The organism is Rhizobium sp. CB2179 (assembly GCF_057653455.1).
In genome coordinates this window covers 4,012,347-4,027,500 of sequence record NZ_CM172781.1, presented here as the reverse complement: position 1 = coordinate 4,027,500, position 15,154 = coordinate 4,012,347, and the positions used below count along the sequence as shown (strand labels likewise).

8 protein-coding genes, 1 tRNA gene and 2 rRNA genes (1 of these 11 running past the window's edge) are annotated in these 15,154 nt (G+C 59.1%); 5 read left to right on the top strand and 6 right to left on the bottom strand.

Annotation, left to right across the window (positions count from 1 at the left end):
* The 5 genes from AC244Q_RS19860 to AC244Q_RS19840 form a co-directional block, all read left to right on the top strand.
* Window positions 1-2,214 (top strand): 23S ribosomal RNA (locus AC244Q_RS19860) (it extends 690 nt beyond the left edge of the window).
* A 229-nt stretch (window positions 2,215-2,443) separates the two neighbouring features.
* A 5S ribosomal RNA gene (gene rrf, locus AC244Q_RS19855) occupies window positions 2,444-2,558 on the top strand.
* Window positions 2,559-2,689: 131 nt separating this feature from the next.
* Window positions 2,690-2,766, top strand: a tRNA-Met gene (locus AC244Q_RS19850).
* A 512-nt stretch (window positions 2,767-3,278) separates the two neighbouring features.
* Entirely contained in the window at window positions 3,279-5,801 is a 2,523-nt protein-coding gene (locus tag AC244Q_RS19845) for a methyl-accepting chemotaxis protein (RefSeq protein WP_128408082.1), read from the top strand.
* Between the two features lie 266 nt (window positions 5,802-6,067).
* A complete protein-coding gene (locus AC244Q_RS19840; protein ID WP_128408083.1) occupies window positions 6,068-6,886 on the top strand; it encodes a hypothetical protein in 819 nt (272 codons plus the stop codon).
* A gap of 97 nt (window positions 6,887-6,983) precedes the next feature.
* On the opposite strand, the gene AC244Q_RS19835 is transcribed toward AC244Q_RS19840, so the two are convergent.
* The 6 genes from AC244Q_RS19835 to AC244Q_RS19810 form a co-directional block, all read right to left on the bottom strand.
* Window positions 6,984-10,154: an efflux RND transporter permease subunit gene (locus AC244Q_RS19835; RefSeq protein ID WP_128408084.1), complete on the bottom strand. Its 3,171-nt coding sequence runs from the start codon at window positions 10,152-10,154 to the stop codon at window positions 6,984-6,986.
* A gap of 41 nt (window positions 10,155-10,195) precedes the next feature.
* On the bottom strand, window positions 10,196-11,392 hold the full coding sequence (locus AC244Q_RS19830; RefSeq protein WP_012759123.1) for an efflux RND transporter periplasmic adaptor subunit: 1,197 nt from the start codon (window positions 11,390-11,392) through the stop codon (window positions 10,196-10,198).
* Between the two features lie 272 nt (window positions 11,393-11,664).
* The gene (locus AC244Q_RS19825; RefSeq protein ID WP_128408085.1) at window positions 11,665-12,429 is read right to left on the bottom strand and encodes a bestrophin-like domain; all 765 of its coding nucleotides are present in this window, start codon (window positions 12,427-12,429) and stop codon (window positions 11,665-11,667) included.
* Between the two features lie 138 nt (window positions 12,430-12,567).
* Complete coding sequence (locus tag AC244Q_RS19820; protein ID WP_128408086.1) at window positions 12,568-13,701, bottom strand: calcium:cation antiporter; 1,134 nt, start codon at window positions 13,699-13,701, stop codon at window positions 12,568-12,570.
* Between the two features lie 236 nt (window positions 13,702-13,937).
* Window positions 13,938-14,645, bottom strand: a complete 708-nt coding sequence (locus tag AC244Q_RS19815; protein WP_128408087.1) for an SDR family NAD(P)-dependent oxidoreductase — start codon at window positions 14,643-14,645, stop codon at window positions 13,938-13,940.
* Window positions 14,646-14,800: 155 nt separating this feature from the next.
* Complete coding sequence (locus AC244Q_RS19810) at window positions 14,801-15,151, bottom strand: ribbon-helix-helix domain-containing protein (protein ID WP_012759119.1); 351 nt, start codon at window positions 15,149-15,151, stop codon at window positions 14,801-14,803.
* Between the last annotated feature and the right edge of the window lie 3 nt (window positions 15,152-15,154).

Here is a 15,154-nt window from a genome sequence, read left to right as displayed (position 1 = left end):
AGGGTGACGGCGTACCTTTTGTATAATGGGTCAACGACTTAGTGTAACAAGCAAGCTTAAGCCGGTAGGTGTAGGCGAAGCGAAAGCGAGTCTGAATAGGGCGATTTAGTTTGTTGCATTAGACCCGAAACCGAGTGATCTAGCCATGAGCAGGTTGAAGGTTGGGTAACACCAACTGGAGGACCGAACCCGCATCTGTTGCAATAGATTGGGATGACTTGTGGCTAGGGGTGAAAGGCCAATCAAACTCGGAAATAGCTGGTTCTCCGCGAAATCTATTTAGGTAGAGCGTCGAGCGAATACCCCCGGGGGTAGAGCACTGGATGGGCTATGGGGACTCACCGTCTTACTGATCCTAACCAAACTCCGAATACCGGGGAGTACTACTCGGCAGACACACGGCGGGTGCTAACGTCCGTCGTGAAAAGGGCAACAACCCTAACCTCCAGCTAAGGTCCCCAAGTCATGGCTAAGTGGGAAAGGATGTGAGGATCCCAAAACAACCAGGATGTTGGCTTAGAAGCAGCCATCATTTAAAGAAAGCGTAACAGCTCACTGGTCTAAATAAGGGTCTTTGCGCCGAAAATGTAACGGGGCTGAAGCCATGCACCGAAGCTGAGGATGTGTAGCAATACACGTGGTAGCGGAGCGTTCCGTAAGCTGATGAAGGGAGACCCGTGAGGGCTCCTGGAGGTATCGGAAGTGCGAATGTTGACATGAGTAACGATAAAGAGGGTGAGAGACCCTCTCGCCGAAAGACCAAGGGTTCCTGCTTAAAGTTAATCTGAGCAGGGTTAGCCGGCCCCTAAGGCGAGGCAGAAATGCGTAGTCGATGGGAACCACGTTAATATTCGTGGGCCTGGTGGTAGTGACGGATTGCACAAGTTGTTCATTCTTATTGGATTGGATGGGCAGCGGAGCGGTTCCAGGAAATAGCTCCACCGTATAGACCGTACCCGAAACCGACACAGGTGGTCAGGTAGAGTATACCAAGGCGCTTGAGAGAACTATGTTGAAGGAACTCGGCAAATTGCACGCGTAACTTCGGAAGAAGCGTGACCCCATGGTAGGCAACTATTATGGGGTGGCACAGACCAGGGGGTAGCGACTGTTTATCAAAAACACAGGGCTCTGCGAAGTCGCAAGACGACGTATAGGGTCTGACGCCTGCCCGGTGCTGGAAGGTTAAGAGGAGAGGTGCAAGCTTTGAATCGAAGCCCCAGTAAACGGCGGCCGTAACTATAACGGTCCTAAGGTAGCGAAATTCCTTGTCGGGTAAGTTCCGACCTGCACGAATGGCGTAACGACTTCCCCGCTGTCTCCAACATAGACTCAGTGAAATTGAATTCCCCGTGAAGATGCGGGGTTCCTGCGGTCAGACGGAAAGACCCCGTGCACCTTTACTATAGCTTTACACTGGCATTCGTGTCGGCATGTGTAGGATAGGTGGTAGGCTTTGAAGCGGGGACGCCAGTTTCCGTGGAGCCATCCTTGAAATACCACCCTTATCGTCATGGATGTCTAACCGCGGCCCGTCATCCGGGTCCGGGACAGTGTATGGTGGGTAGTTTGACTGGGGCGGTCGCCTCCGAAAGAGTAACGGAGGCGCGCGATGGTGGGCTCAGACCGGTCGGAAATCGGTCGTCGAGTGCAATGGCATAAGCCCGCCTGACTGCGAGACTGACAAGTCGAGCAGAGACGAAAGTCGGTCATAGTGATCCGGTGGTCCCGCGTGGAAGGGCCATCGCTCAACGGATAAAAGGTACGCCGGGGATAACAGGCTGATGACCCCCAAGAGTCCATATCGACGGGGTTGTTTGGCACCTCGATGTCGGCTCATCGCATCCTGGGGCTGGAGCAGGTCCCAAGGGTTTGGCTGTTCGCCAATTAAAGCGGTACGTGAGCTGGGTTCAGAACGTCGTGAGACAGTTCGGTCCCTATCTGCCGTGGGTGTAGGAATATTGACAGGATCTGTCCCTAGTACGAGAGGACCGGGATGGACATATCTCTGGTGGACCTGTTGTCCTGCCAAGGGCATAGCAGGGTAGCTACATATGGACGGGATAACCGCTGAAGGCATCTAAGCGGGAAACCCACCTGAAAACGAGTATTCCCTATCAGAGCCGTGGAAGACGACCACGTTGATAGGCCGGGTGTGGAAGTGCGGCAACGCATGAAGCTTACCGGTACTAATAGCTCGATTGGCTTGATCGTTCTCATTGACTATGCTCATCGAACTTCGTTCGATGTGCCAGACCTTTGTCCTGGCGCTGTCGCGGCTTTGCCGCTTCGCTCCGGACGGGCCGCGCCACAAGGCGCGACGGCCACTTGGCCTTGCGGAGCGCTGCTCCGACGCCCTCAAGAAGGTTCAAAGACGTGTTCAAAAAAAGAAAACAGGCTAACGCCTGCCAGCTTCTCAAAACATATAGTTGCGCTTTGCCGACCTGGTGGTTATGGCGGGGTGGCTGCACCCGTTCCCTTTCCGAACACGGCCGTGAAACGCCCCTGCGCCCATGGTACTTCGTCTTAAGACGCGGGAGAGTAGGTCGCTGCCAGGTCTGCAAAGCGCAACTTATGTAAAACAATCTTCTCATCACAAACTCTGCGGCCCATGCCGAACAAAAAGGGCCGCTCGCAAAGCGGCCTTTTGTGTTACAATACATCAGCAAATCCCACGGATTTGCGCTGGCGCGGGGTGGAGCAGCCCGGTAGCTCGTCAGGCTCATAACCTGAAGGCCGCAGGTTCAAATCCTGCCCCCGCAACCAATCCTTCCTCTCTAAAGATCAAAATGCTCCTCGTGGAGCAGCCCGCTCGGCGGGCAATCGATTCACTGGATCGATTGCTTATCCGCCTCGCCTCGTCAGGCTCATAACCTGAAGGCCGCAGGTCAAATCCTGCCCCCGCAACCAAATCCTCTTAAAGATCAGCATCTACCTTCTTATCGCTGGCGGAAAAGCTTCGCTTTCCCTGGCGATGGGAGCTCCTCGTTCGCAAAGCTCACCATAACCTGAAGGGTGAGCGGTCGATCGGGCAACGCCCGATAAAACAGTCCAGTGGACTGTTTTAAGACCCGAACGGGACAAAGCCTCAAACCGAAACCAAATTCCATAAAAATAATACGCAAAGGTCATGGCAGACACCCGGGTCGCGGTGATCGGATGATGAACCGTGCCTTCGCCCCGATAGGTGAAGCGTGCATAGCCTTCGGATCAACCCATTTATCGGTTCTTAAACAAAGAATGACAGTTTAGCTCCAATCGGTGGTGGGGATGCGGTCGTGGTAAGTGGTTTGATGTCGCGGGTTCGCATTCAGACGAAGGTGCTCGTACTATTGGCGCCATTCGTCTTTAGCCTATGCGCAGTGGGACTGACGGGGTACTACGCGTCCAGCCTTCTCGAGGGACGGATGGAGATCTCCAACCATGTTTTGCAATCCCTGAACGGGTTCAAACATGTTTCTTCCAGCATGACCGGCTTTCTGATGAAGCCGTCGCAGGAAGCCCGAGACACCGCGCTTGCGGACGCCCGTGAGCAACTGGAAAACCTGAAGCAGACGATCGAGAGGCTAAGGCCGACGACCGATGTGGGGCTTCTTGACCAGGCGCTTGACCAGTCGCAAATCATCCCGCAAAAGATCGAAGCGATCTGGCAAATCGAAACGGGACAGCAGAAAATTCTCAGTGATGTTGACGCTGCTTCCGCGGCACTTCTTGACCTGCAAGGGCAGGTTGGCAAGCGCTCGTTCATGCTGATGGCCGGCGCGAAAAAGTTGGAAAATGCCAACAAGGCCGGTCTAAATAATTCCGTCTCCGTCAGCGCCGCCGCCAGTGTCGCGACAAAACTTCGCAATGACTATACGAATGCGACGACGCCGGCTGACAAAGTTAGCCTGCTAGCCAAATATGTGCCCGATTTGCAAAAGGCAAAGGAGCCGCTTTCGCCTGCTGTAGCGACCGAAGCCCTCGCCGCGCAGTATGCCGCTGCTGTGGATGCCATCGCCAACGTTTCGAAGGTGTCGCCTGACACTTTGGATGTCCCAGCAACGGATACCGCCGTCGCCAATCTTGCTGCAACTGGCGACAGTCTCAAGACGATTGGCGACGATCTGATGCGGACCTCCGTGCTTGCGCTTGCCGCGTCGGACAAGGATATCTCTCAGGCCACGAATGTCGGCAATGAACTGCGCGCCATCGTTAACAGCAATAACGAGATCCGCGTCGGCTTCGCCGAACTCGCCGGCAATCCAGACGACGCGCGAGTGAAGAAAGTCCAGCAGTCGATCTACATGTATCAGACCGAGCTCGGCCGTCTCGCCGGCGTGGTGAACGACGATCCCCTCTTTGCCGAAATTCCGAAGAAGGCTCAACCCGTCCTCGACCTGCTCGCGGCGAACGCGGCAGCGCTCTCGGAAGGTGCGGCGCGCAAGCTCGGTGAGTTCGACAGCGCTGCGGGGCAGATCGACAACACCTGGAACCTGCTTGCTCAATTCGCCGAGACGCAGAGGCAAAATGCTGGGCAGGATCGTCAACAGGCCAATAGGATATCTGGCGGCGCCATTGTCATCGGCATCCTGATCGCTATGACCGCGGGTGCCGCGCTGGTCGTCACCCTGAAGGGACCGATCACGCAGATTACCGCAGCGATGCGCAAGATCGCAGAGGGAAGGCTCGATACCGCAATCACCGGCGAGGCACGGGGCGACGAAATCGGCGAAATGGCCCGTGCGCTTTCCGTCTTCAAACAAAATGCGCTATCGAATGTCGAAATGGAACAACAGGCAGAGATCGCGCGGAGCGATGCGGAATCCGAGCGCGCCCGCAACGAACTCGAGCGACGTAGCGCCAAGGTCCAGGTTGACGCCGCAATCGAGGCGCTTGCAGAAGGGCTCACGCGGCTGTCGCGCGGGGAATTGAATTTTTCCATCGATAAGCTCTTTGCCCCCGAACTCGACCGGATCCGCACCGATTTCAACATGTCGGTCGCGGGTCTCAGGGAGACGCTCTGCGATATCCGCGAGACCTCTTCCCTCATCAGCGACAATGGCCGCCAGATGGCGGAAGCCGTTGATGACCTGGCCAGCCGAACGGAAAAGCAGGCGGCCGCACTTGAGGAAACCGCAGCGGCAGTGGAGGAAATTTCTTCCGCCGTCAACACCTCTTCAGGACGGGCAGCAGCAGCGCTTGCGCTTGTCCAACGCGCCAAACAGGGTGCCGACGCCTCGGCCTCAGTGGTCCAAAACGCGGTTTCGGCGATGGGACGGATTGAGGACGCGTCGGGCAAGATCGTTCAGATTGTCAGCGCCATCGACTCCATCGCTTTCCAGACCAATCTGTTGGCCCTAAATGCGGGAGTCGAAGCGGCAAGAGCGGGTGAGGCCGGTAAGGGCTTTGCTGTCGTGGCACAGGAAGTGCGGGAGTTGGCGCAGCGATCGGCGCGCGCAGCCAAGGAAATCAGCGAGCTCATCAACAATTCCGTCCGTGAGGTTGCGTCCGGCTCCGAATTCGTCGGCCGCACCGGCAATGCGTTGATGGAGATTTCCAGCGAGATCGTCCACATCGTCAGTCATATCGAGCTCATCGCCTCGTCAAGCCGCGACCAAGCGACGACACTCCATTCGATCAACGCCTCGGTGAACAATATTGATCGTATGACGCAGCAAAATGCGGCGATGGTGGAAGAGACGAATGCTGCAACCCGACAGCTATCGTCCGAGGCGCTTGCACTTACCGACATGATTGCACGCTTTCGGCTTGAAGGCCACGAGAGCGCGGCTTCAAGTGGGTACGAGGCTGCGGCATGACGGCGGCATGTATTAGCAGAACCTGTTAACTTGCTTTGAGGTGCATGGTTTCCGATCAGAAGGCTGATGGGGATAGATTTCCCCCGATCAGTTTTCAGGCGCACGATAGTTGCTAAAGTAGCAATATTCTAATATACGTGGGGCCGGCGTTTTAATATTTTCGCGGCGGCAAGCAACGTCCCTCCAATTGGCGGGGCGTATATTATCCTATTCAGCAGGGCGTTCGATTTCATGAAGTAAATTATAAATTTGTAGGGAGAGGAATAATGCGAAAGTGGGCATCTTCTCTACTGACGGCTCCGCATGGACGGCGGCGTCTTTTGTTTGGTATCTCGGGATTGCCAGCGCTCTGCGCAATGGCGCTCTTTGCAGGTGTCGCGTCCGCGCAGGCGCCGACTGAAGAGCAGCGCAATGCGATCAGGGCGGAGTGTCGATCCGATTTCATAGCGCAATGTTCAGGGGTGACGCCGGGCGGCATCGAGGCGCTCACTTGTCTGCAACAGCATAATGCCACACTGTCAGCGGGCTGCCGGAAGGCGGTGTCGGCGGTGAGCAAACCCAAGTCGACATCCGCGGAGCCGGTCCCGGCGGCGCCCGCAACTACCGGGGTGACGGCGCCAGCGCCAGCGCCGGCGACGGGCACACCGGCGCATCAGCCGACCCAGGCGCAGCGCAACGCCGTCAAATCGGCCTGCCAACGGGATTTCATGGCGCAATGCTCCGGCGTCACACCGGGCGGCACCGAGGCACTCAGCTGCTTGCAGCAGCACAATGCCGCTCTTTCGGCGCCATGTCAGCAAGCCGTTGCGGCCTTGGGCGGATCTACCGGGGGAGGATCAGCAGGATCAACCCCAGCCGGCGGCGGTGCCGCGGCGACGGTTGCGACCACACCTGCTCCCCGGGCCATGATGCCGGCCTTCTCGCCGCGCGAGGAATTGATGGTCCTGCGCGAAACCTGCGGATCGGATTTTCGAGCCCTGTGCCGGATGGTGCCTCTGGGCGGAGGGCGGGGTATCGCTTGCCTGCGGGACAATCTGCAACGCGTGTCGCCTGCCTGTCACAGGGTGCTGACCTCGGGACTTTAGTGGCTGTTCGAATCCCCGCTGTGAAGAGCCACCCCGAACGGCAACCTGCCTGCGCACCAAACCGTAGGTGATCGCGCGACGGGCCGTCGTGACTGCCCTACTGAACCTTCGATATCTCCGTTTCCGCCAGGCCTGCGGTCTTTGTGCGCCCTTTCCAATATTCCTCGAGGCGCTGCAACAGGACGTAGAAGGACGGGACAAAGAGCACGGCGAGGCAGGTCGAGGCGATCATGCCGCTGAAGACCGATATGCCGATAGATTTGCGGGCGGATGCGCCGGCGCCAGTCGCCAGCACGAGCGGCAGGACGCCGAGGATAAAGGCGAAGGACGTCATCAAAATTGGCCGGAAACGCAAGCGGGCGGCCTCGACGGCCGCATCCAGTATTTCCATGCCTTCCGCCCGCCTTTCCCTAGCATATTCGACGATGAGGATGGCATTCTTCGATGCAAGCGCGATCAGCAGGATAAGGCCGATCTGCGTATAAAGGTTGTTGGCAACGCCGGCTGCCATAAGCGCTGCCACTGTGCCAAGGAGGGCGAGCGGCACGGCGAGAAGGACTGCCAGCGGCAAGATCCAGCTTTCATACTGGCCTGCGAGCACGAAATAGACGAGGAGCATGGCGAGCGCGAAGATGAAATAGATCTGCCCGCCCACGGCCTTCTCCTGATAGGACAGCGCCGTCCATTCGAAGCCTGTGCCCGGTGGCAGTGTCTGATCGGCAATCTGCTCCATGACGTCGAGCGACTGGCCGGAACTGAAGCCTGCGGCAGGCCCGCCAACGATCGTTGCAGACGGGTAGAGATTGTAGAGGCTGATCAGAGATGGGCCTTGTGTCGCGGTGACATCGACGACCGTGCCGAGCGGCACCATCGTGCCGTCACCGGCCTTGACCTTCAGATTGCGGATGTCTTCGGCGCTGACCCGGAAATCGGAAGCGGCTTGCGCATAGACCTGGAAGGTCCGGCCAAATTTGTTGAACTGGGTGACATAGCTCGATCCGACGTAACTGGAGAGAGCCGAGAAAACCTGGCCCACGGTAACCCCTAGCGTCTCCGCCTTGATCCGGTCGACAGAGACTGCGAGTTGCGGCACGTTCGAGCGAAAAGGCGTGCTCAGCCTTTGCAGGGATGACTGAGCACCGCCGTTCTTGACGATCGTGTCGGCAAGCGATTGCAGCAGCGGGTAGTCGGAAATGCCGTTCCTGATCTCGACCTGCATGGTAAAGCCACTGGCATTGCCGACGCCCTGGATCGGAGGTGGCACGACCACCAGCGTCTTGGCGGCGAGCACGCTTTGCAGCGTGCCGTTCAAATGCTGGTAGATCGACAGCAGATCCTGCCCCTTTTCCTTGCCGCGCTCGTCCCAATCCTTCAGCACGACATAGGCGACGCCGGCATTCTGCAGACTGGCATTGTTGTCGAGAACGGAGATGCCGCTGATGGTCAGCACCTGATCGACGCCAGGCGTGGCTTCGGCGATCTTGCCGACCTCTTCCATCACCGCGTCGGTGCGCTCCTTCGATGCGCCGTCGGGCAGCTGCGCACTGATCAGCACATAGCCTTGATCCTCGATGGGCAGAAACGCAGTCGGCAGACGGGCGAGCCCCCAGACGGCGACACCGATCAGCGCAAGTGCTGCTATGACCATGATACCGCTGTGGCGGGTCATCGATCCGATCAGCCCGGCATAGCTGCGTTCACCCCTGTCGTAGACCTTGTTGAAGCCGCGATAGAAGATGTTGCGTTTCTCTGGCGGGACTGGTGGCCGCAGCCAAAGGGCACATTGCGTCGGTTTCAGCGTGACGGCATTGATGGCGCTGATCAGTGCCGTGGCGGCGATGACGAGGGCGAACTGCCGGTAGAGCTGTCCGGTCAGGCCGGGCAGGAAGGCGGCCGGAATGAAAACGGCCATCAGCACCAGCGTAATGCCGATGACCGGGCCAAGCAGCTCCTCCATCGCCTTTTCGGCCGCCTTTCGGCCGGACATGCCGGCCTCGATGTGTCGGGCGACCCCTTCGACAATGACGATGGCATCATCAACGACGATACCGATGGCGAGAACGATGGCAAACAGCGTCGACAGGTTGACGGTGAAACCCAATGCTGCCATGGCCGCGAAGGCGCCGATGATGGTGACCGGAACGGTGGTCGCCGGCACGAGCATCGCCCGCCAATCCTGCAGGAACACGAGAATGACGATGAGAACGAGAATGCCGGCCTCGATCAAGGTGACGTAAACCTCGTCGATGGAGGCCTCGACGAATTTTGTCGTGTCGAACGGCACGTGATATTCGAGGCCCGGCGGGAAGCTCTTCGAGAGCTCCTGCATTTTCGTGTTCACCACCTGCGCCACCGCGATGGCATTTGCCTCCGGCAGCTGAAAAATGCCGATGCCGGCAGCCGGCCGGCCGTTCTGCATGAAGGACTGACTGTAAGTCTGGGCGCCGAGTTCGACGCGGCCGATATCGCGGATCCGGGTAACACGGCCGCCCTGTCCGCTCTCGACCTTGACGACGATGTTTTCGTAGTCGGCCGCCTCGTTCAATCGGCCATTGACGTTCAGCGTGTATTGGAAGACCTGTCCCTTCGGTACCGGCGGAATGCCGATCTGGCCGGCGGCCACCTCCTGGCTTTGCTGCTGCACGACGCTGACCACATCCTGCGGCGTCAGGCCGCGCGCCTGCAGCAGGTTCGGATCCATCCAGATGCGCATGGCATATTGGCCGGCCCCGAACACGGTGACATTGCCGACACCCGGCAGGCGGGCGAGTTCATTCTGAAGATTGATGACGGCGTAGTTCGACAAGAACAGGCTGTCATAGCGGCTGTCGGGCGAGGTCAGGCTGACGAAGCCGAGGATCGCCGTCGACTTCTTTTGCGTCGTCACGCCCTGAAGCTGCACCGCTTCGGGAAGCGATGACATTGCTATGGCGACGCGGTTTTGCACCAGAACCTGGGCCTGGTCCGGATCCGCTCCGATGGCAAAGGTCACGGTCAGGGAATAGGTGCCGTCGCTTGCGCTCGTCGACTGCATATAGAGCATGTCCTGCACGCCGTTGACCTGTTGTTCGATCGGCAGCGCGACGGTATCGACGAGGGTCTGTGCGCTGGCGCCCGGGAAGCGCGTCGTCACCTGCACCGTTGGCGGAACGACATTCGGATATTGCGCCACAGGCAGCTGGAACAGCGCCACCGCGCCGATGAGCACGAAAACCAACGCCAGAACATTGGCGAGTATCGGTCGCTCGATGAAGAAACGCGAGATCATGCTGTTGTCCTTAGACGTTCAGATGAAGCATGGCGGCGGATTCATTGCGTGGTGGTCTTGGCCTTGGCATCGCCGGCGGAAGCTGCCGGCGGGTTCATTTCTATTTTCTCGGGCGCGATCTTGCCGCCGGGGATGGCCTGCTGGATACCTTGCGTCACGACCCAGTCGGCCGGATCGAGGCCGGAGTCGATGACACGGAGCGCACCTTCGCGCTGGCCGGTCTTGACCTGCTTCTGCTCGATGACGTCATCCTTGCCTAGAACGAGCAGGTAGCTGCCCAGCTGGTTCGTTCCGATGGCGTCGTCGCGCACCAGCAGAGCCTTGTCGTTGTGGCCGACCGGCACCCGGACGCGCACGAAGAGACCAGGCAGCATGGCGTGGTCCTTGTTATCGAAGAGGGCGCGCACCTGAAGCGTGCCTGTAGAGGCATCGAGCTGCGGCGAGACGTAGTCGAGATGTCCCTTATGCGGGTAGCCTTCCTCGGTCTGCAGGCCGAGTTCTGCCGGAATGCTCGGAAGATCCGTCTGCTTGAAGGTGCGCCCCTGCCTTGCCAGGGTTTCCTTGATCATCAGCACCTGGGTTTCGCTGACGTTGAAATAGGCATAAAGCGGATCGGTCTGAACGATGCTGGCGAGTTTGGTGGGACCGGATACGCCGACAAGCGCGCCGATATCGACGAGGTGATCGGTGACGGTGCCGTCGAACGGGGCAAGCACCTCCGTATATCCGAGGTTGATCGTCGCAAGATCGAGATTGGCCTGGGCATTGAGGATGGATGCATTCGCCTCGTCGAGCGTCGCTTTGGCGCTGTCAACCGCGGTCTGGGTGGTGACCTGTTGCTTCGACAGATTGAGCTGCCGGTCGTATTCCTGCTTCGCGCCGACCTGGGACGCTTGTTGCGAGGCGAGCGATGCCTTGGCCTGATCCAGTTGTGCCTGATAAGTGTTGCGCTCAATTCCGAAGAGCTTGGTGCCCTTCATCACCGTCATGCCGTCCTGGTAATCGATCGATTGGACGTAGCCTTGGACGCGCGCCTCGATATCGACGGAGTTGAGCGGCGCCGTGTTGCCGGTGAGTTCGAAATAGAGCGTTACCGGTTGCTGGACCGGCTGGGCGATACGAACCGGAGGTGGAGGAGGGGCAACGTAGGTGTTGCCGCTTTCCTCACAGCCAGCGAGAATTGCCATGCCGGCAAGCATCACGGACAGGTGCAGACCCTGATACAATCTCACACGCATTGCCGCCGCCCCGATGTTTACGAGCCTACTGCATAATTCATAGAATCAAATCGGTTTTTTGAATTATGCAGCAATTTCAATGATCTACTGCGTCCTTTGCGCGTCTGAAAAGACGCGCGGCGCTGTAGTCTTCATGCGTGCCTCGGTGGAGACGACCCCTCTCCGAAAAGTTCCGGGCATGCGATATTATGTCGCGGCATTGCTAAAAATTGCAATAGCTGCTGGTGCACAATTAAACTGTGAGCTCTTCCTCGATGGATAAGATGACGCGGCTACGGTTTCCCCAGCCGTTCGATGGCAAACTGTAATGGTGCATCCGAAACACGGATCAGCCCGACATATGGGTTGGCCATATCCGAAACCAGGAAGATGGCGCCGGCGACGGACAGGGCGCAGACGAGCAGAATTGACAGCACTGTCGGATTGGCCGGCGCCTGCAGCCCGAAGGTCGCAAAGAGCAGCGAGAGCCAACAGACGAGAACGGTCAGAAAGGCCCAGGGCAAACCCTCTTTGCCGGATTCGACCAACAGCCAGTGGGTTTCGGCCAACATGCCGCTCACTTCCATCGCACGCGCCTGGAGAGAGTGCTGCACGGCATCCCTCGGCGCCAGGGATCGAAGGTCGGCCTGAACCGCCTCGATATCCTGATATTCCCCCGGCGCATTGCCGGATGTCTCGTCGGTGGTTTCGGCAGTCCAGCCACGGCTCAGCCGTTTCTCGATGAGTTCACGCAGCAATTGACGCGCCTTGTTGGTTTCCGGCCCGTATTGCGCCATGACGCGGTCAAGCAGGAGTACCCGTGCCGCCGCCGTTCTCATTTCCACTTCGGCGTTGTCATAGGACGACTTGGCGGATGCGATCAGAAGGCCGAGAGCCAGAGCCGACAGCGTTCCCACCACGGCGGTCGCCAGCCTGATGACGTCCTTGGATTCTGCATTGAGATGGTGATCCGGCAAGCGGCCGCGCACCAGCAATCCTATCGATGTTGCCATCGACAGAAAAACAAATACAAGCCCGCCAACCAACAGTGAGCCCAAGTCCGGTCTCCGTATTGCCACGTAAGTCCTGCAGCCACCTTGCAAGCTGCGCAATAGCTCCCGTCATCATAGCGGAAGACGGACCAAGCACGGAACTCTTTACTTTCCTGATCTTGCGCGGCCGCAATCGGGCGGGTTTCATTGCTGGAAAATGAGCAGCACGTAAGCCAGGAAAAGCACCAGATGGACAGCACCTTGCATGAGGTGCGTGCGGCCGCTGGCAAAGGTGATGATGCTGACGGCCAGAGTGAGTAGGAGCATCACCAGGTCTCCATGTTCCAGGCCGAGCGTCACCGGGTGCCCGTAAAGACGGCTGATGACAAGCATTGCCGGCACGGTTAGCCCGATCGTCGACAATACCGAACCAAGAAAGATGTTGACGGCGCGCTGAAGATTGTTGGCGACGGACGCGCGCACGGCGCTGATTGCCTCGGGTGTCGCGACAAGGATGGCCATGACGACACCGCCAAATGCGGTTGGGGCATGCAGGGTTTCGATAATGTAATCGATCGGCCGCGCAAGCTGTTCGACCAGAAAGACGACGGGACCCATATAGGCGAAAAGCAGAATGGCATGAGGCCAGACCGGCCCGCGGGGAGGAGCATGTTCACTATGATGCTCGTGGCGATTGCTGTCGTCGGCGAAATAATCCTGATGGCGGCCGGCCTGAAGAAACAGAAAGGTGGCGTAAAGGCCGACCGAGATAATGCCCAGGATCAGTTGCCGCGGTGCCGATGGATGTTGTCCGTCCGGGCCTGCAAGAAATGTCGGCATCACCAGGCTCAGGGTCGCCAGCGGCACGATGACGCCGAGATAGGCGTTGGCGCCCTGCAGGTTATGCTGTTGTTCCGGTCGCCGCCACGCACCCAGCAGTAATGACAGGCCGACCATGCCGTTCAGGATGATCATGACGACCGCAAACAGCGTGTCGCGCGCAAGCGTGGGATTGTTCTCGCCATGGATCATGACGGCCGATATCGCCATCACCTCGATCGAGGTGATGGCGAGCGTCAGTATGAGCGTACCGTAAGGCTCCTTCAGCCGCTCCGCCAGATGATCCGCATGCCGCACGACCGACAGAGCGGAGCCTAGGACGACGGCAAATAGCCAGATGAAAACGACAGTGAACCAAAGCGGATCGGCAAGCCGGCCGAAGAGCTGCTCCTGGAAGGCAAGAAACGTCAGGCTGGTCGCGACGCTGACGCCGAGGAACCATTCCTCGCGCACCAGGCTGGTTGCGCCGACGGCGCGCAATGCCGGACCCTCCGTCATCGAAACCATCCGCCTTCTGGCAAATGCCGCTGCAATGCGATCATCAACACCATTGTCTCCGCCCGCTGTTCCCCTGCCCGTCCCATGAGCAGGCGCAGACGAGGCTGCCTCAAGGCGAACCGAAGCTCAAGCCAGATCGTAGATCACTGATTAAAACTTGCAGGGTTCTGTCGTTCATCACCCACGGATCTAGACAAAGGAGCAGTCGTCGACGGTCGATCGCGCCGCGCCTTGCGTTATTCGCGGCCGGTCGCCGGGATTGCAGCACCGGTGACAACGGCTGCGGCCGGCGAAATCAGGAAGGCAATGAGGCGGGCGATCGATTGCGGCGATACCCAGCCGTCCGTCTTCGCATCGGGCATGGCCGCGTGGTTCTCGGGCGTGTCGATCGTCCCGGGCAGGATGCAGTTGGCGGTGATGCGATCGTCGCGGCATTCGGCAGCGATCGCCTCGGTCAGCCGGATGACGGCGGCTTTAGAGGCGGCGTAAGCGGCCTGCTTGGCGCCAGCCTTCAGGCCGGGCGCGGCGGCGACATGAACGATGCGGCCGTAGCCGGCGGCCTTCATGGTCGGGAGAACCGCGGCACTGATTGTCAGGGCAGTGCGGGCGTTTGCGGTCATCATCGTCTCCCACTGCGCGGGTGCCTCCGGCCCGACCAGCCCCATCTGGAAGCCACCGACGGTGTTGACCAATGCGCTCACGCCGCCAAAGCGCTTGACGGCCCGAGCGACGGCGGCGGCGCAGGAAGCATAATCGGTGAGATCCGTTCCGACGATCGACAGAAACTCCGTGGAGGCAGGAAGATCGCCGGCCAAGGCTTCCAGCTCATGGCTCGAACGGTTCATGCAGACGAGTTTCGCGCCGGCGCCGGCAAGCTCGCGGACAACGGCGCTGCCGAGGTTGCCGCCGGCTCCGGTGACGATCACCGCTTTCTGGTCTTTCATGGCAATCGATCTCCTGACGGTGCCCGCGCTGGACGGTGCCGCGCATTGTTGATCCAGGCTGTGCGGCAGCGCAAGCCCGCCGCCCAGATGTTTGCAAAACGGCCCGCGAAGCTATCCGCGGGCCGTTCGTCTTTGATCGACTGTCGGACCAGCTTTCAATGATATTTCGCCCGTTCGCGGTCGAGGATGACAGGCGCGTCGAGGCCGGCGATGGGACGGGTGACATCGGCCGGGATGTCGCCGGTGAGCTGCAGGTCGAGATAGCGGGCACAGCAGACCCGCAGGAAAGACGTGAAGTTGCCGAGATCGTGGCCGGCATCGATCGATTCATGATGCAGCCGGGTGATCAGCTGGACGACATTCATGCCGTCGCGGCGGGCGATTTCCTCCAGCTTCGCCCAGAAGAAGTTCTCCAGCCTGACGCTGGTGACCATGCCGTCGATGCGCAGCGATCGGGTGGCGCTTTCCCAGAGCCGAGCATCCGCCTTGATAAACAGTTCACACATATC